Origin of the sequence: Burkholderia sp. MSh2 (assembly GCF_000731655.1) — a bacterium.
Classification (GTDB): Bacteria; Pseudomonadota; Gammaproteobacteria; order Burkholderiales; family Burkholderiaceae; genus Burkholderia; species Burkholderia paludis.
This window is the reverse complement of sequence record NZ_JPGM01000025.1, coordinates 33,658-51,049: the sequence shown is the minus strand read 5'-3', so window position 1 is coordinate 51,049 and position 17,392 is coordinate 33,658. Positions and strand designations below refer to the sequence as shown.

The following is a 17,392-nucleotide window of genomic DNA, read 5'->3' as shown; positions in this document are numbered from 1 at the left end:
CTGTGTCGTCGCGGCGCCCGGTCGACGAGGAGGCGCGATGCGCGTGTGGTGGATCGCGTTCGCGCTCGGCGTGGTCGTGCTGCAGCGGCAGCCGGCGTTGCCGGGTGCGCGCGCATGGATGATCGGGGCGGCCGCGCTCGCGGGCTGCGCGGTGCTGGGCGCGTGGTGCATGGGGCGGCGCACGCGTGCGACCGTCGCGCTCGGGTGGACGGCGTGTGTGCTCGCGGCTTGCGTCGCGGGATTCGGCTATGCGGCCGTGCGCGCCGAATGGCGGCTGGGCGACAGCCTGCCTGCGCAATGGGAAGGGCGTGACATCGTCGTCACCGGCGTGGTCCGGGGGCTGCCGGTCGTCGACGGGACGGGCGTGCGGCTGCTGTTCGCGGTCGAGTCGAACGATGCCGGGCTGGCCCGCTTTCCGCCGTTGATCCGGCTGTCGTGGCGCACGTATGGCGCCGCGTCCCGCGATGCGCTGCCCGATCTGCGCGCCGCGCAGCGCTGGCGTTTCGTCGTGCGCCTGAAGCGCCCGCACGCCGAGGCCAATCCCGGCGTGCGCGACAGCGAAGCGGCATGGCTCTCCGCGGGCATTCGCGCGATCGGCTATGTCGTCGCACCCGGGCGGTCGGCATTGCTCGATGCGCGTGCATCGGGGTGGCGGGCGACGATCGATCGGCTGCGCGACGCGCTGCGGGCCCGCATCGACGAAGCCCTCGGTAGCGACGCCGACCATCGCGGCATCGTCTCCGCACTCGCGATCGGCGATCAGTCGGGCATCGGCGGCGACGACTGGCGCGTGCTGCGCAATACGGGCACGAGCCATCTGGTTGCGATCTCGGGCCTGCATGTCGGACTCGTCGGCGCGATCGCGGGCGGGCTCGCGTCGATGATCTGGCGCCGCCTGCGCTGGCGCGGGCGTGCCGCGGCGCTTGTGTTCCCGGCGCCGTATGCCGCGTCGCTTGCCGCACTGGTGGCCGCGGCTGGCTATGCCGCGCTTGCCGGCTTCAACGTGCCGGCGCAGCGCGCCTGGTGGATGATCGCGGCCGGCGGCATCGCCTATCTGGCCGGGCGCAGCGTGCCGACGTCCGCGGTGCTGTGCGCGGCACTCGGCGGCGTGCTGCTCGCCGATCCGTGGGCCGTGCTGTCGGCGGGGTTCTGGCTGTCGTTCGGGGCGGTCGCGCTGATCCTGCTGGCCGCTGCCGGCTGGCATGCGGCGCGCGAGGCCGACGCGGAAGGCGGGGAGGGCGATGGGGAAAGCGGCGTCGCGACCCGTCCGGGCCGCTGGCGCGCATGGGGCGCGCGTGCCGCACGCCGGATCGCCGAGGCCTCGCGCGTGCAGTACGCGGTGACGATCGGCCTCGCACCGTTGACGGCGGCCTGGTTCGCGCAGGTTTCGCTGTCGGGCCCGTTCGGCAATGCGTTTGCGATTCCGTGGGTGAGCGCGGTCGTGACGCCGGTCGTACTGGCCGGCATCGCGCTGCCCGCGCCGCTCGATGCGCATGCGTTCCGGCTCGCGCATGAGGCGCTCGAACCGATGATGGCGCTGCTCGGCTATCTCGCCGACTGGCCGGCCGGCGTGTTCCGGCTGCGCATGCCCGACTGGCCGGTGGTGGTGCTTGCGTGCATGGGTGTCGCATGGGCGCTGATGCCGCGGGGCTGGCCGTTGCGCTGGGCGGCGCCGCTCACGTGGCTGCCGCTCGTCGCGCCGGCCGCCGATACGCCGCCGCCGGGCGGTTTCCGGCTGACCGTGCTCGACGTCGGGCAGGGGGCGTCGGTGCTGGTGGAGACCACACGCCGGGCCTTGCTGTTCGATGCCGGGCCGGGCGCGGAGTCGACCCACGCCGGCGCGCGGATCGTCGCGCCGGCGCTGCGCTCGCGCGGCATCGCGGCGCTCGATTCGCTCGTGCTTAGTCACGCGGACGCCGATCACGCCGGCGGTGCGGCGGCCGTCTACGCGGCGGTCGACGTGCGCCAGCTGCTGGCCGGTATCGCGCGAGACAGCCGCCTGTGGCGCGATGCGGCGGCCGCCGGCGTCGCCGACCGGCTGCCGTGCGCGGCCGGGCAGCGCTGGACCTGGGACGGCGTCGTCTTCACGATGCTGTGGCCGCCCGGCGGCCCGGGCATTGGCGCGTCGAACGGGCAGTCGTGCGTGCTGCGCATCGACGCGGGCGGCACGTCCGCGCTGCTGACGGGCGATATCGAGGCGCGCGCCGAGCGCCAGCTCGTGCACACGGCGCGCGGCGCGCTGGCCGCGCAGATCCTGGTCGTTCCGCACCACGGCAGCCGCACGTCGTCGGTCGAGCCTTTCCTCGATTCGGTCGGGCCGCGCGTCGCGGTATTTCCTGTAGGCTATCGCAATCGTTTCGGACATCCGCACCGGACGGTCCTCGCACGCTACGAGGCGCGCGGGATTCCGCTCCCGCGCACCGATCGCGACGGCGCCGTGCGGTTCGACGTCGCGCCGGACGGCGGCGGGTTCGCCTTCGAGCGCCATCGTGACGCCCGGCGAAGGTACTGGATGGATCGATGATCGCGGCAAGGGCCGGCGTATCAGGAAGACATGCCCGGGACCGGCACGACGCCGCGGCAAGGGCCCGGCAGAAAAAGGAGACATCGGCGTTTGAAGGACATCCTCCACTTCTCGCATGCGAACGGCTTTCCGGCGTCGACGTACCGGACGATCTTCGCCGAACTGGCCGACGATTACGAGCTGCGCTACATCGAACGGATCGGCCACGACCGCCGCTACCCGGTGACGCGCGACTGGCCGCATCTCGTCGAGCAACTGCTCGACGACATCGGCAGCCGCTACGAGCGTCCGGTCTGGCTCGTCGGCCATTCGCTCGGCGGCTACCTGTCGCTGATGGCTGCGTTGAAGAAGCCGCAATGGGTGCGCGGCGTCGTGATGATCGATTCGCCGATCATTGCGGGCTGGCGCGCGGGCGCATTGCGCGCGAGCCAGTGGGCGGGGCTCGACGAGCGGCTGTCGCCGGCCGCCGCAACGCGCAACCGGCGCACGCGCTGGGTGAGCCGCGACGAGGTCTGGCGACATTTCCGCGAGAAACCCGCGTTCGCGCGCTGGGACGAACGCATGCTGGCCGACTACATCGACTACGGGATCCCGCAGGCCGGCGCCGACGGCGAGCGGGCGCTCGCGTTCGACCGTCAGGTCGAATACCTGATCTACCGGACGCTGCCGCACACGCTCGGCCCGCGGCTCGCGCACGGCGCGCCGGTGCCGCTCGGCTTTCTCGCCGGCACGCGTTCGCGCGAGGTGCGCCAGGTCGGGCTCGATGCGACCCGCCGCGCGGCGCGCGGCCGCGTCGAATGGCTGGAGGGCAGTCACCTGTTTCCGATGGAGAGGCCGCTCGAGACCGCCCGCGCGCTGCAGCGGATGCTGAATTCGCTGAAGGCGGCGGAGGGCGACGCGTCGCAGGGCGGCGCCCCGCTCGCGAAGCGCGCGTGACGCGCGGTCCGGCGCCCGGTTGCGCCGACCGGCCGGCGGCCTCGCGGCGCCATGTCGCGCCGGCGCGAGCCGGTGGGAAAGGGCGCGATCATCGAGTCAATTGCTGAGAGAAGGGCGGGCTTTACGGTATAATCCGTTTTTCCCGCGAGCATCCAGCGATGACCAAATATGTTTTCGTCACCGGCGGCGTAGTTTCTTCCCTTGGCAAGGGTATTGCCGCCGCTTCCCTCGCCGCGATCCTCGAATCGCGCGGTCTGAAAGTCACCCTCCTCAAACTCGATCCCTACATCAACGTCGACCCCGGCACGATGAGCCCGTTCCAGCACGGCGAAGTGTTCGTGACGGAAGACGGAGCGGAGACCGACCTCGACCTCGGCCACTATGAGCGCTTCATCAGCACGAAGATGCGCAAGGCCAACAACTTCACGACCGGCCAGATCTACGAATCGGTGATCCGCAAGGAACGCCGCGGCGACTATCTCGGCAAGACGGTGCAGGTCATTCCGCACATCACGAACGAAATCCAGGCGTTCATCGAGCGCGGGGCCGCGTCGGCCACCTGCGGCGAGCCGGATGTCGCGATCGTCGAGATCGGCGGCACGGTCGGCGACATCGAATCGCTGCCGTTCCTCGAGGCCGCACGCCAGATGAGCCTGCGCCTCGGCCGCAACAGCGCGTGCTTCGTGCACCTGACGCTCGTGCCGTACGTCGCGACGGCCGGCGAGCTGAAGACGAAGCCGACCCAGCACAGCGTGCAGAAGCTGCGCGAGATCGGCATCCTGCCGCACGTGCTGCTGTGCCGTGCGGACCGCCGCATCCCGGACGACGAGTCGAAGAAGATCTCGATGTTCTCGAACGTGCCGGAAGACGCCGTGATCTCGGTGTGGGACGCCGACAGCATCTACAAGATCCCGCAGATGCTGCACGACCAGGGCCTCGATCGCATCATCTGCGAGGAACTGAAGCTGTCGCCGAAGGACGCCGACCTGACCATGTGGTCGGAGCTCGTCGAGAAGCTCGAGAACCCGAAGCACGAAGTGACGATCGGCATGGTCGGCAAGTACGTCGACCTGACCGAGTCGTACAAGTCGCTGATCGAGGCGCTGCGCCACGCATCGCTGCACACGTCGACCAAGGTCAACATCGAGTACATCGACTCGGAAGAGATCGAGGCGAACGGCGTCGACAGCCTGAAGCACCTCGACGCGGTGCTGGTGCCGGGCGGGTTCGGCCGTCGCGGCACGGAAGGCAAGATCGCGGCGATCCGCTATGCACGCGAGGCGAAGGTGCCGTATCTCGGCATCTGCCTCGGCATGCAGCTCGCGGTGATCGAGTTCGCGCGCGACGTCGTCGGCATGAAGCAGGCAAACAGCACGGAATTCGATCCGGATACGCCGGAGCGCGTGGTTGCGCTGATCACCGAGTGGCACGACCGCGAAGGCAAGGTCGAGACGCGCACCGAGGAATCCGATCTCGGCGGCACGATGCGCCTCGGCTCGCAGCGCTGCCCGATCAAGCCCGGCACGATGGCGGAAGAAATCTATGGCAAGGACGTGAACGAACGTCATCGCCACCGTTATGAAGTCAATAACCGCTTCGTGCCCCAGCTCGAAGCCGGCGGCCTTATCATCAGCGCCCGTACCCCGAGCGAGGATCTGCCGGAAATGATGGAACTGCCGCGTTCGATGCACCCGTGGTTCGTCGGCGTCCAGTTCCACCCGGAATTCACGTCGACGCCGCGCGACGGCCACCCCCTCTTCAAGTCGTTCGTCGAAGCCGCGCTGGCCAACAAGCAAGCGCGCGGAGTGCAAGCATGAAGCTGTGCGATTTCGAGGTCGGTCTCGACAAGCCTTTCTTCCTGATCGCGGGTACCTGCGTCGTCGAATCGGAGCAAATGACGATCGACACGGCGGGCCGCCTGAAGGAGATCTGCGCGAAGCTGAACGTGCCGTTCATCTACAAGTCGTCCTACGACAAGGCGAACCGCAGCTCGGGCAAGTCGTTTCGCGGCCTCGGAATGGACGAGGGTCTGCGAATCCTGTCCGAAGTGAAGCGCCAGCTCGGCCTGCCGGTGCTGACCGACGTGCATTCGATCGAGGAGATCGAGCAGGTCGCGTCGGTCGTCGACGTGTTGCAGACGCCGGCGTTCCTGTGCCGCCAGACCGATTTCATCCACGCGTGCGCACGCTCGGGCAAGCCGGTGAACATCAAGAAGGGCCAGTTCCTCGCGCCGCACGACATGAAGAACGTGATCGACAAGGCGCGCGACGCGGCACGTGAAGCGGGTCTGTCCGACGACCGCTTCATGGCGTGCGAGCGCGGCGTCTCGTTCGGCTACAACAACCTCGTGTCCGACATGCGCTCGCTTGCGATCATGCGCGAGACGAACGCGCCGGTCGTGTTCGATGCGACCCACTCGGTGCAGTTGCCGGGCGGGCAGGGCACGAGTTCGGGCGGCCAGCGCGAATTCGTGCCGGTGCTGGCGCGGGCGGCGGTCGCGACGGGCGTCGCGGGCCTGTTCATGGAAACGCACCCGAATCCGGCCGAGGCCAAGTCGGACGGCCCGAACGCTGTGCCGCTGAACTGGATGGGCGCGCTGCTGGAGACACTCGTCACGCTCGACCAGGCGGTGAAGCGCAATCCGTTCCTGGAAAACGATTTCAATTAAAGATCGAATGAACCTTGCGACGGCTTCGCGCGTCAGTAGCGAAAGCGGTTCGGGCGCGCGCGCCGTCGCAGTTTTAAGAATCCATCGTCATTCTCAGAGGAAACCCATGAGTGCAATCGTAGATATCATCGGCCGCGAGATTCTGGATTCGCGCGGCAACCCCACCGTCGAATGCGACGTGCTGCTCGAATCGGGCACGATGGGCCGCGCGGCGGTACCGTCGGGCGCGTCCACCGGTTCGCGTGAAGCGATCGAGCTGCGCGACGGCGAAGCCGGCCGCTACAACGGCAAGGGCGTGCTGAAGGCAGTCGAACACATCAACACCGAGATCTCCGAAGCCATCATGGGCCTCGACGCGTCGGAACAGGCGTTCCTCGACAAGACGCTGCTCGAGCTGGACGGCACCGACAACAAGTCGCGCCTCGGCGCGAACGCGATGCTGGCCGTGTCGATGGCCGTCGCGAAGGCTGCCGCCGAAGAGGCCGGCCTGCCGCTGTACCGCTACTTCGGCGGTTCGGGCGCGATGCAACTGCCGGTGCCGATGATGAACATCGTCAACGGCGGCGCACACGCGAACAACAGCCTGGACATCCAGGAATTCATGATCGTCCCGGTCAGCCAGCCGACGTTCCGTGAAGCCCTGCGTTGCGGCGCGGAAGTGTTCCACGCACTGAAGAAGATCCTGAGCGACCGCGGCATGAGCACGGCAGTCGGTGACGAAGGCGGCTTCGCGCCGAACTTCGGCAGCAACGACGAGTGCCTGTCGACGATCCTGCAAGCCATCGAGAAGGCAGGCTACCGTGCGGGCGAAGACGTGCTGCTCGCGCTCGACTGCGCGGCATCCGAGTTCTACCACGACGGCAAGTACCAGCTCGCGGGCGAAGGCCTGCAACTGTCGTCGGCCGAATTCACCGACTACCTCGCGACGCTCGCCGACAAGTTCCCGATCGTGTCGATCGAGGACGGCATGCACGAGAGCGACTGGGAAGGCTGGAAGCTGCTGACTGACCGCCTCGGCAAGAAGGTGCAGCTGGTCGGCGACGACCTGTTCGTCACGAACACGCGCATCCTGAAGGAAGGCATCGAGAAGGGCATCGCGAACTCGATCCTCATCAAGATCAACCAGATCGGTACGCTGACCGAAACGTTCGCGGCGATCGAAATGGCGAAGCGCGCGGGCTACACGGCCGTGATCTCGCACCGCTCGGGCGAAACGGAAGATTCGACGATCGCGGACATCGCGGTCGGCCTGAATGCCGGCCAGATCAAGACGGGTTCGCTGTCGCGCAGCGACCGCATCTCGAAGTACAACCAGCTGCTGCGCATCGAGGAAGATCTCGGCGACATCGCGAGCTACCCGGGTAAATCGGCTTTCTATAACCTGCGCTAACGCGCTACTATCGGGTTCGTCATATCGACGCCGCTCTGCGCCCGTGCGTGGAGCGGCGCTTCTTATATCTGCGTTTCTTACATGCGGCTTGTCACTGTCGTCCTGATTGCCTTGCTGGCGCTCATTCAGTACCCCCTATGGTGGGGACACGGCGGCTGGCTGCGGGTGCATGAATTGCGTCAGCAGCTCGACGATCAGCTTCAGAAGAATGCGGACGAGAAGCTGCGCAACGAGCGCACCGCCGGCGAAGTGCAGGATCTGCAGAGCGGCACTGCGGCTATCGAGGAGCGTGCGCGCTACGAGATGGGCATGGTGAAGGACGGCGAAGTATTCGTGCAGTTCGTGTCGCCGAATGCGCCGGCCGCGCCGCTGAACAACACGCCGTCGAACACGTCGACGCGCGGCGCCGTATCTGCGGCGCCGGTGCGTGTCGTGCCGAATCCGCAATCGATCGCGAAGCCGTCGCGGCATCATGGCGGCGACAAGGGCAAGACGGCGCATCACTGATCGCGATACGTCGAATCCATTGAAAAAGCGCGGGAAATGCCGCGCTTTTTTATTTCCTGCCGGTTATCAATCGATCAGGCGATGTCCGCTCACCACCACCAGCCCGGATAGCCGTAGCTGATCCCGGTTCCCCAGCGATTGCCCCATCCGCCGTAATACCCGCCGTACACCGCCACGGGCGGAGGCGAGTAGCTGGCCCACGCGCGCGCGGCCGCCTCGGCTGCGATCGCGCTGTTCTGTTCGCGCAGGACCTGCTGGTCGATCTCGTCGTAGCGCTTGCGTTCGGCGCTCGACAGCGTGGGCGGCTGGTTGCCCGATGCGCCCGGTTCGGGCAGGCGGCTCAGGATCGTGGACGTCGGCGGCGGTACCGCGCAGCCGGCCAGCGCGAGCGTGCCGGCGGCGATGCTCGTCAGGACGAGGGTGCGAAACGGGCGATTCATGAGGTTCTCCAGCAGTGCGCCGATCGCGGGAAGCGGCCGGCGCCGAAGGCCGGGCCTCCGGCGCCGTGCGTGCGGCGCTCGTGCGTCATTATGCGCCCCTGCCCGGATGGCGGGCAGCGGGCGCGCGGCTCAGTGACGCTGGTCGGTTGCCGGCGCGATGCCGGTTTCGACGCCGGGCGCCGCGAACAGCTGTGCAACGTCGACCGGATCGAATTCGTAGCGCTGGTTGCAGAACTCGCAATGAATCTCGACGTGACCGCGCTCGACGATCACGCTGTCGACTTCTTCGCGGCCCAGCATGCGCAGCATCGCGCCGACTTTCTCACGCGAGCACGAGCACTGGAAGCGCGTGTCGGCCGGCTCGAAGTGCTGCACGTTCTCCTGCCAGAACAGCCGGCGGAACACGACTTCCGGTTCGACCTCGAGCAGTTCCTGCGCGGACAGCGTGCCGCCGAGCGTGCAGACGCGCTCCCACGTATCGGCATCGGTTTCGGCATGGCGCGGCACGATGCCGCCGTCGCCCGGCAGCTTCTGCAGCAGCATGCCGACCGCGCGGTCGCGATCGGCGGCGAGCCACAGGCGCGTGTCGAGCTGCTCCGAGTGGTGCATGTAGTGCTCGAGCACCTGCGACACCGATTCGAGCGGGCCGTCGACGCCGTTCAGCGGCACGATGCCCTGGTACGGCTGCTGGCCCGGCAGCTTGTCGGCCGGGTCGAGCGTGATCACGCAACGGCCGTGGCCGCTCGCGTTGACGAGCGACGCGAAGTCCGTGTCGTCCCACGGCGACTTCTCCTGGTCGTCGCCGGTCGTCGGCGCCACTTCGCCCGAGAACTTCGCGGTGGCACGCATCGACAGGTCCGAACTGCACTGGACGACCAGCATCTGGACCGGCCCGTCGCCGAAGATCTGCATGATCAGGGTGCCGTGGAATTTCAGGTTCGCGGACAGCAGCGCGCACGCGGCCATCATCTCGCCGAGCACGGTGCGCACGGGGGCCGGGTAGTCGCGCCGGGTGAGCACTTCCTGCCACGTGTTGCGCAGCGAAACGATCTCGCCGCGCACGGGCGCCGCATTGAACATGAATTTCTGTAACTGGTCGCTCACTCTTCTTCCTTGAAATCCGCGCGAATCACCCGATCCGCACGAGTTGCTCCTTGAAATGCGCGCGCCGCTCGACATACGTCTTTGCGTTCGTGCGCAGCCGCGCGATGTCGTCGGCCGACAGCTCGCGCACGACCTTCGCCGGTGCGCCGAGAATCAGCGAGTTGTCCGGGAACGTCTTGCCTTCCGTCACGACCGCGCCGGCGCCAACCAGACAGTTGCGGCCGATGACCGCTCCATTCAAGACCACCGCCTGAATCCCGATCAGCGAACCTTCGCCGATCGTGCAGCCATGCAGCATCGCCTGGTGCCCGATCGTCACGTTCCCGGCAATCGTCAGCGGAAAACCGGGGTCCGTGTGCAGTACCGCGCCTTCCTGGACGTTGCTGCCGGCGCCGACCGAGATCGTCTCGTTGTCGCCGCGAATCGTCGCGCCGAACCAGACGCTCGCGTTCTCCTCGAGCACGACCTTGCCGATGATGGCCGCCGTATCGGCGACGAATACGCTTTCGTGGATCGTCGGGGCCGTATCGCCCAGCTTGTAGATCGTCACGGAGTCTCCTTGTCTCTTCGATGATGGGCGCCGGTAGAATGGCGCGTCCGGTTTGCCCGGCGCATTGCGGCGCCGCGGAACAAACGCTTATTGTAAACCGTCGCGTGCGTGCGCTCCCGCGCCGCGTACGCAGGGTGTCCCGTTCATGAGTCTGGCGTCTTCTATTTCCGGCCGCGCGCCGGCCTGCGTGCGCCGCGTGGCGCTCGACGCGCTGCGTGCCGCCGAACCTGCGGCCAAGGCCGTGCAGGTGCGTGCGCTGTACGACGCGCTGCTGGCCGGACAGGCCGCGATCGCGCCGTCGCTCGAGCTGTCCGAGCCGGCCGACCTGCCCGGGCGTCCGGCCCGCCCGCCGCTCGTCGAGCCGCGCCAGCTCGAGCGGCGCAGCATGCGTTCGCCGGCGGGGCGCGCCGTGCTGCTGCACGCGCTCGCCCATATCGAGTTCAATGCGATCAACCTCGCGCTCGACGCGGTCTGGCGCTTCACGGGCCTGCCGGACGCGTTCTATGCCGACTGGCTGAAGGTCGCCGCGGAGGAGGCCTATCACTTCACGCTATTGTCCGAGCGGCTCGCGGCCTTCGGGCATGCGTACGGCGACTTTCCGGCGCACAACGGGCTGTGGGAGATGTGCGAGCGGACCAAGGACGACGTGCTCGCCCGGATGGCACTCGTGCCGCGCACGCTCGAGGCCCGCGGGCTCGATGCGTCGCCGCCGATCCGCGCGCGCCTCCTGCAGGCGGGCGACGATGCATCGGCCGCGATTCTCGACGTGATCCTGCGCGACGAAATCGGCCATGTCGCGATCGGCAACCGCTGGTTCCGGCATCTGTGCGACGCGGCCGGCCGCGATCCCGTGCCGACCTATCGGCAGCTCGCCGAGCAATACCATGCGCCGCGGCTGCGCGGCCCGTTCAATTTCGATGCGCGTCGCGATGCGGGATTCGAGCAGGCCGAACTCGACGAGCTGGCTGCGCAGGACAGGGCGGACGAGGGTACGGCGCGGTAGCCGGCCCGTGCCCGGGCGGTGCCATGTGTCGGCGAGCCCGTTTTCGGCAGACGGCGCTTCCCGGAGGGCCCGCGCCCGGGCTGGCCGCTAGAGCGGCGCCTCGACTGCCGGCCGCCGGAGCGACGGCGTCGTCGCTATAATCGAACGATCATTCTTTTTTTGGCGACTGCAATGAGTGCCTCGAGTTCTGTTTCCGATTTCGTCACGGTGCGCGGCGTCCAGCTGCATGTCCGGCGCTGGGGCCGCCCCGATGCGCCGACGCTGTTCATGCTGCATGGCTGGATGGACGTCGCCGCGTCGTTCCAGTTCGTCGTCGATGCGCTCGCGGGCGACTGGCAGGTGATCGCGCCCGATGCGCGCGGCTTTGGGCTGTCCGACTGGCCGGTCGCACGGCAGGGCGGCGGCCACTACTGGTTCCACGAATACCTCAGCGATCTCGATGCGCTCGTCGACCACTATGCGCCGACCGGCGAAGTCAATCTGGTCGGGCACAGCATGGGGGCGAACGTCGCATGCCTGTATGCCGGCGCGCGACCGGAGCGGGTGCGGCGCGTGGTCGATCTCGAAGGTTTCGGGCTCGCGCCCGCGCGGGCCGAACAGGCGCCGCGCCGGCTGCGCGGCTGGCTGGACGAGTTGCGCGAGCCGCCCGCGCTGCGTCCTTACGCATCGCTCGACGAAGTGGCGGCGCGCCTGACCCGGACCAATCCGCGGCTCGATCCGCGTCGCGCCGCGTTCCTCGCCGAGCATTGGTCGAAGCGCGGCGACGACGGCCTCTATCACCTGCTGGCCGACCCGGCGCACAAGATGCCCGGCCCGTTGCTTTATCGCCTCGACGAAGTGATGGCGACCTGGTCCCAGGTGCGCGCGAAGGTGCTGCACGTCGAGGCGGTCAATTCGCCCACGCTCGCGCACATCGCCGGCGATATTCCGCTGCCGGAATTCAAGGCGCGTTTCGGCGCGTTCCCCGACTGGCGCGAGAAACTCGTCGAGGATGCCGGCCACATGGTGCATCACGACCAGCCCGAACAGATCGCGGCGCTGATCGAGGCGTTCTGCGCGTAGATGCGTGGCGGCGGCGGCAGGGCGGGCGGCGCGTTGCCGCGTTGCAGTAGAATGAAGCCTTACCTGCCATGCCGACAATGAACGCTGATCTCCACTGCCATTCGAATGTTTCCGACGGGTTGCTGTCGCCTGCCGACGTCGCGCGCCGCGCTCATGCCGGCGGCGTGACCCTGTGGGCGCTGACCGACCACGACGAAATCGGCGGCCAGGCGGCGGCGCGCAGCGAGGCCGAGGCGCTCGGCATGCGCTACGTGAGCGGCGTCGAGATTTCCGTCACGTGGGCGTCGCGCACCGTGCATATCGTCGGCCTGAACGTCGATCCCGCGAACCCCGCGCTCGTCGACGGCCTGTACCGCACGCGCCATGGCCGTGCGGCGCGCGCGCTGGCGATCGGCGCGCAGCTCGCCACGCTCGGCATTCCCGGCGCGTACGAAGGCGCGCTGAAATACGTGTCGAATCCCGACCTGATCTCGCGGACGCATTTCGCGCGCTTTCTGGTCGAGAACGGCCATGCCGAGTCGACGTCCGACGTGTTCGACCGCCTGCTCGGCGACGGCAAGCCCGGGTTCGTCCCGCATCGCTGGGCGACGCTGCCCGACGCGGTTGCGTGGATACGGGCGGCCGGCGGCGAGGCCGTGGTCGCGCATCCGGGCCGCTACCGCTATACGCCCGTCGAATTCGACGCATTTTTCGGAGAGTTCATCGATCTGGGCGGCCGCGCGATCGAGGTCGTCACGGGCAGCCACACGCCCGATCAATACCGCGAATACGCGGACGTCGCGCGCCGCTTCGGCTTCGAGGCGTCGCGCGGCTCCGATTTCCATGCGCCGGGCGAGGGCCGCGTCGATCTCGGCAGCCTGCCGCCGTTGCCTTCCGACCTGACCCCGGTCTGGGAGCGCTGGCTCTGACGCCGGGCGGCGGCCCGCTGCCCGCGTTGCCGCGGGCGTTCGCATCCGATTTCTCCCCCCTTTACGTACCCCATGTCCCAGTTCTTCAGGATTCATCCGGATAATCCGCAGCCGCGCCTGATCAAGCAGGCCGTGGAGATCGTCAGCAAGGGCGGCGTGATCGCGATGCCGACCGATTCGAGCTATGCGCTCGCATGCCATCTCGACGACAAGGACGCGGTCGAGCGGGTGCGCCGGATTCGCGGCCTGGACGAGAAACAGCACCTGTCGCTGCTCGTGCGCGACCTGTCGGAGCTCGCCAACTTCGCGATGGTCGACAACCGCCAGTACCGGCAGATCAAGTCGGTGACGCCGGGCCCGTACGTCTTCATCCTGCAGGCGACCAAGGAAGTGCCGCGCCGGCTGTCGCACCCGTCGCGCAAGACGATCGGGCTGCGCGTGCCCGATCACGCGATCACGCTCGCGCTGCTGGAGTCGCTCGGCCAGCCGCTGCTCGGCACGACGCTGATCCTGCCGCCGGACGACGAGCCGCTCAACGATCCCGAGGAAATCCGCACGCGGCTCGAGAAGGTGGTCGACCTGGTGATCGACGGCGGGGCATGCCCGCGCGAGCCGTCTACGGTGATCGACCTGACCGGCGACGCGCCCGAACTCGTACGCGCGGGGCGCGGCGCGCTCGAACCGTTCGGCCTGTCGGCCGCGTAAGCGGGCCGTTCCAATTTTTGCGCGAGTGCGCTTGTTACAATAACGCGATATGGATGCTTCCCTGATACAGACCATTGCCGTCTATGCGCTGCCCGTGATTTTCGCGATCACGCTGCACGAGGCCGCGCACGGCTACGCCGCCCGCCTGCTCGGCGACAACACCGCCTACATGATGGGGCGCGTGTCGTTCAATCCGATGCGCCACATTGATCCGCTCGGCACGATCGCGATCCCGCTCGTGATGTATTTCCTGACGGGCGGCGCGTTCCTGTTCGGCTATGCGAAACCGGTGCCGGTTTCGTTTGGCAACCTGCGCAATCCGCGCTGGGGCAGCCTGTGGGTATCGCTCGCGGGCCCGGCCTGCAATTTCGTGCAGGCGCTGATCTGGGGGCTGGTGAGCCTCGTGCTGCCCGCGCTCGGCATCGACGAGCCGTTCTTTACCCGGATGGCGCTTGCTGGCGTCAGCGCGAACCTCGTGCTCGGCGTGCTGAACCTGTTTCCGCTGCCGCCGCTCGACGGCGGCCGCATCCTGGCGGCGCTGCTGCCGCCGAAGCAATCGATCGCGCTGTCGCGCATCGAGCCGTACGGTTTCATCATCGTCCTCGCGCTGGTCGCGACGGGCGTGCTGACGAATTTCTGGCTGCGCCCGCTCGTCAACGTCGGCTATACCGTCCTGAGCGCCATCCTGTCCCCATTCGCCTCGCTTTTCTAACGACAATCATGTTCCCAGAACGTATTTTCTCCGGCATGCGGCCCACCGGGTCGCTGCACCTCGGCCATTACCACGGCGTGCTGAAAAACTGGGTGAAGCTGCAGTCCGAGTACCCGTGCTTCTTCTGCGTCGTCGACTGGCATGCGCTGACGACGCATTACGAGACGCCCGAGGTCATCGAGAAGAACGTGTGGGACGTGCTGGTCGACTGGCTCGCGTCCGGTATCGATCCGGCGCAGGCGACGCTGTTCATCCAGAGCAAGGTGCCCGAGCACGCGGAACTCGCGCTGCTGCTCGGCATGAGCACGCCGCTCGGCTGGCTCGAACGCGTGCCGACCTACAAGGAGCAGATGGAGAAGCTGAAGGACAAGGATCTGTCGACCTACGGCTTCCTTGGCTACCCGGTGCTGATGGCGGCCGACATCCTGCTGTATCGCGGCTCGCTCGTGCCGGTCGGCGAGGATCAGGTGCCGCACGTCGAGATGACGCGCGAGATCGCGCGCCGCTTCAACTATCTGTACGGCCGCGAGCCGGGCTTCGAGGAGAAGGCGCTCGATGCCGCGAAGAAGCTCGGCGGCAAGCGCGCGAAGCTCTATCACGAGCTGCGCAACGCGTACCAGCAGGAAGGCGACGACGAGGCGCTCGAACAGGCGCGCGCGATGCTGCAGGAATCGCAGAGCCTGTCGATGAGCGACCGCGAGCGCCTGTTCGGCTATCTCGAGGGCGCGCGCAAGATCATCCTGGTCGAGCCGCAGGCGCTGCTGACCGAAGCGTCGCGGATGCCGGGCCTCGACGGGCAGAAGATGTCCAAGTCGTACGGCAACACGATCGGCCTGCGCGAAGACGCCGACACGATCACGAAGAAGGTCCGCACGATGCCGACCGATCCCGCGCGCGTGCGCCGCACCGATCCGGGCGACCCCGACAAGTGCCCGGTGTGGCAGCTGCACCAGGTCTACACGGACGAAGCGACGCACGACTGGGTGCAGAAGGGCTGCCGCTCGGCGGGCATCGGCTGCCTCGACTGCAAGCAGCCGGTCGTCGAAGGCATCCTGCGCGAGCAGCAGCCGATGCTCGAACGTGCGCAGAAATACATGGACGATCCGTCGCTGTTGCGCGCGATCGTGGCGGACGGTTGCGACAAGGCGCGCAAGTACGCGACGGAAACGATGCGCGACGTGCGCGACGCGATGGGCCTGTCGTACAACTGACCAGCCGCATGAACGCATCCGTCATTGCCGCCGCGGGCGGTCACGTTGCCCAGGCCGAGCCGTCGCGCTGGGTCGCGCAATGGTCGCGGCTCGTGCCGGCGGGCGGCGCGGTGCTGGACGTCGCCGCGGGCGGCGGCCGCCATGCGCGCTGGTTCGCGTCGCGCGGGCATCCGGTCGTCGCACTCGACCGCGACCCGGCGGCGCTGGCCGTGTTGCGGGCGATGCCGGGCGTCGATGCCCGCGACGTCGATCTCGAAGGCGCGCCGTGGCCGCTGCCGGCCGGCGAACGGTTTTCGGCCGTGATCGTCACCCATTATCTGCACCGTCCGCTCTGGCCCCATCTGCTCGATGCGGTGGCGCCGGGCGGCGTGCTGATCTACGAAACCTTCGCGCAAGGAAACGAAACCGTCGGCAAACCGTCCAACCCGGCGTTCCTGCTCGCTCCGGGCGAGTTGCTGGACGCCGTGCACGGCCGCCTGCGGGTGGTGGCCTACGAGGACGGGTTTGTCGCCGCGCCGCGCGAAGCGTTCGTCCAGCGTCTCTGCGCGGTGCGCGAGGGCGCGACCCCGAAGGCGGGGGCGGGAATTCCACGTTACGAACTGCCCGGCTAATCCGCTACAATCTCAACGTTTACCGGTACACAATCTCAATCGCGTTTCATGGCTAACGGCACCCAAGACGGCATTCAAATCCGCGGCAGCATCCCCGCGATCGTCACCCCGATGCTCGAAGACGGCAGTCTCGACCTGCCGGCGTTTCGCAAACTGATCGACTGGCACATCGCGGAAGGCACCGATGCGCTGGTCGTGGTCGGTACGAGCGGCGAGTCGGCAACGCTCAACGTCGAAGAGCACATCCTGATGATCCGCACGGCGGTCGAGCATGCGGCGAAACGCATCCCGATCATCGCGGGCGCGGGCGGCAATTCGACCGCCGAGGCGATCGAGCTGACCAAGCACGCGAAGGCGGTCGGCGCGGACGCGACGCTGCAGGTCGTGCCGTACTACAACAAGCCGACGCAGGAAGGCATGTACCGTCACTTCAAGACGATCGCCGAAGCGGTCGACCTGCCGGTGATCCTGTACAACGTGCCGGGCCGCACGGTCGCGGACATGGGCCACGAGACGACGCTGCGCCTCGCGCAGGTGCCGGGCATCGTGGGCGTGAAGGAAGCGACCGGCAACATCGACCGCGCCGCCCACCTGATCAAGGCCGCGCCGAAGCATTTCGCGATCTACAGCGGCGACGATCCGACCGCGATCGCGCTGATGCTGCTCGGCGGCCACGGCAACATCTCGGTGACGGCGAACGTCGCGCCGCGCGCGATGAGCGACCTGTGCCGCGCGGCGCTGGCCGGCGACGTGCAGACGGCCCGTGCGCTGCACATGAAGCTGCTGTCGCTGCACAAGAATCTGTTCATCGAGGCGAACCCGATTCCGGTGAAGTGGGCGCTGCAGGCGATGGGCAAGATGCAGGGCGGTATCCGGCTGCCGCTCACGGCGCTCGACGAGCGCTGTCACGATGTCGTGCGTTCGGCCCTCGTCGAGGCCGGCGTCCTCGCCTGATGCCGGGGCGGCCGCGTCCTGCGGCCGCCGGCTCGAACCCTGATCAACCCGCACCGGCCGGCTCCGTCCGGCGCCGCTCCTGACGAGCGTTCTAGCAAGACGAAGGA

At 67.9% G+C, this 17,392-nt stretch carries 17 protein-coding genes; 14 read left to right on the top strand and 3 right to left on the bottom strand.

Annotated elements, in window-relative coordinates:
• The first annotated feature begins 37 nt into the window (after window positions 1–37).
• The 6 genes from GQ57_RS16805 (at window position 38) to ftsB (ending at window position 8,025) form a co-directional block, all read left to right on the top strand.
• The gene (locus tag GQ57_RS16805; protein ID WP_034198467.1) at window positions 38–2,524 is read left to right on the top strand and encodes a DNA internalization-related competence protein ComEC/Rec2; all 2,487 of its coding nucleotides are present in this window, start codon (window positions 38–40) and stop codon (window positions 2,522–2,524) included.
• A 90-nt stretch (window positions 2,525–2,614) separates the two neighbouring features.
• Window positions 2,615–3,460, top strand: a complete 846-nt coding sequence (locus GQ57_RS16800) for an alpha/beta fold hydrolase (protein ID WP_034198466.1) — start codon at window positions 2,615–2,617, stop codon at window positions 3,458–3,460.
• A gap of 158 nt (window positions 3,461–3,618) precedes the next feature.
• A complete protein-coding gene (locus tag GQ57_RS16795; RefSeq protein ID WP_034198465.1) occupies window positions 3,619–5,277 on the top strand; it encodes a CTP synthase in 1,659 nt (552 codons plus the stop codon).
• Window positions 5,274–6,128, top strand: a complete 855-nt coding sequence (gene kdsA / locus GQ57_RS16790; RefSeq protein WP_034198464.1) for a 3-deoxy-8-phosphooctulonate synthase — start codon at window positions 5,274–5,276, stop codon at window positions 6,126–6,128. Before GQ57_RS16795 ends, kdsA begins: the two co-directional genes overlap by 4 nt.
• Before the next feature lie 106 nt (window positions 6,129–6,234).
• Window positions 6,235–7,518, top strand: a complete 1,284-nt coding sequence (eno, locus tag GQ57_RS16785) for a phosphopyruvate hydratase (protein ID WP_011352544.1) — start codon at window positions 6,235–6,237, stop codon at window positions 7,516–7,518.
• Between the two features lie 81 nt (window positions 7,519–7,599).
• The gene (gene ftsB, locus GQ57_RS16780; RefSeq protein ID WP_031399454.1) at window positions 7,600–8,025 is read left to right on the top strand and encodes a cell division protein FtsB; all 426 of its coding nucleotides are present in this window, start codon (window positions 7,600–7,602) and stop codon (window positions 8,023–8,025) included.
• An 89-nt stretch (window positions 8,026–8,114) separates the two neighbouring features.
• Here the strand turns inward: ftsB and GQ57_RS16775 are convergent, their stop codons facing one another.
• The 3 genes from GQ57_RS16775 to GQ57_RS16765 all read right to left on the bottom strand — a co-directional run bounded on the left by GQ57_RS16775 (window position 8,115) and on the right by GQ57_RS16765 (window position 10,119).
• Window positions 8,115–8,465, bottom strand: coding sequence for a hypothetical protein (locus GQ57_RS16775; protein WP_031399453.1), 351 nt, complete (start codon window positions 8,463–8,465; stop codon window positions 8,115–8,117).
• Window positions 8,466–8,594: 129 nt separating this feature from the next.
• On the bottom strand, window positions 8,595–9,569 hold the full coding sequence (hslO, locus tag GQ57_RS16770; RefSeq protein WP_031399452.1) for an Hsp33 family molecular chaperone HslO: 975 nt from the start codon (window positions 9,567–9,569) through the stop codon (window positions 8,595–8,597).
• A gap of 25 nt (window positions 9,570–9,594) precedes the next feature.
• Window positions 9,595–10,119, bottom strand: coding sequence for a gamma carbonic anhydrase family protein (locus tag GQ57_RS16765; RefSeq protein WP_031399451.1), 525 nt, complete (start codon window positions 10,117–10,119; stop codon window positions 9,595–9,597).
• Window positions 10,120–10,264: 145 nt separating this feature from the next.
• Here GQ57_RS16765 and GQ57_RS16760 point away from each other — a divergent pair, with 145 nt between their 5' ends.
• The 8 genes from GQ57_RS16760 (at window position 10,265) to dapA (ending at window position 17,285) form a co-directional block, all read left to right on the top strand.
• The gene (locus GQ57_RS16760) at window positions 10,265–11,122 is read left to right on the top strand and encodes a ferritin-like domain-containing protein (protein ID WP_034198463.1); all 858 of its coding nucleotides are present in this window, start codon (window positions 10,265–10,267) and stop codon (window positions 11,120–11,122) included.
• 171 nt (window positions 11,123–11,293) lie between these two features.
• Window positions 11,294–12,184 carry an alpha/beta fold hydrolase gene (locus GQ57_RS16755; protein WP_031399449.1) on the top strand — a complete coding sequence of 297 codons (891 nt, stop codon included), beginning with the start codon at window positions 11,294–11,296 and terminating at the stop codon, window positions 12,182–12,184.
• 77 nt (window positions 12,185–12,261) lie between these two features.
• The gene (locus tag GQ57_RS16750) at window positions 12,262–13,092 is read left to right on the top strand and encodes a 3',5'-nucleoside bisphosphate phosphatase (RefSeq protein ID WP_031399448.1); all 831 of its coding nucleotides are present in this window, start codon (window positions 12,262–12,264) and stop codon (window positions 13,090–13,092) included.
• A 72-nt stretch (window positions 13,093–13,164) separates the two neighbouring features.
• Complete coding sequence (locus GQ57_RS16745; RefSeq protein WP_034198462.1) at window positions 13,165–13,797, top strand: L-threonylcarbamoyladenylate synthase; 633 nt, start codon at window positions 13,165–13,167, stop codon at window positions 13,795–13,797.
• A gap of 49 nt (window positions 13,798–13,846) precedes the next feature.
• Window positions 13,847–14,509, top strand: coding sequence for a site-2 protease family protein (locus tag GQ57_RS16740; RefSeq protein ID WP_031399446.1), 663 nt, complete (start codon window positions 13,847–13,849; stop codon window positions 14,507–14,509).
• An 8-nt stretch (window positions 14,510–14,517) separates the two neighbouring features.
• On the top strand, window positions 14,518–15,720 hold the full coding sequence (locus GQ57_RS16735) for a tryptophan--tRNA ligase (RefSeq protein ID WP_031399445.1): 1,203 nt from the start codon (window positions 14,518–14,520) through the stop codon (window positions 15,718–15,720).
• Between the two features lie 8 nt (window positions 15,721–15,728).
• Window positions 15,729–16,331: a class I SAM-dependent methyltransferase gene (locus GQ57_RS16730; protein WP_034198461.1), complete on the top strand. Its 603-nt coding sequence runs from the start codon at window positions 15,729–15,731 to the stop codon at window positions 16,329–16,331.
• 48 nt (window positions 16,332–16,379) lie between these two features.
• On the top strand, window positions 16,380–17,285 hold the full coding sequence (gene dapA, locus GQ57_RS16725) for a 4-hydroxy-tetrahydrodipicolinate synthase (protein ID WP_031399443.1): 906 nt from the start codon (window positions 16,380–16,382) through the stop codon (window positions 17,283–17,285).
• Window positions 17,286–17,392 lie beyond the last annotated feature (107 nt).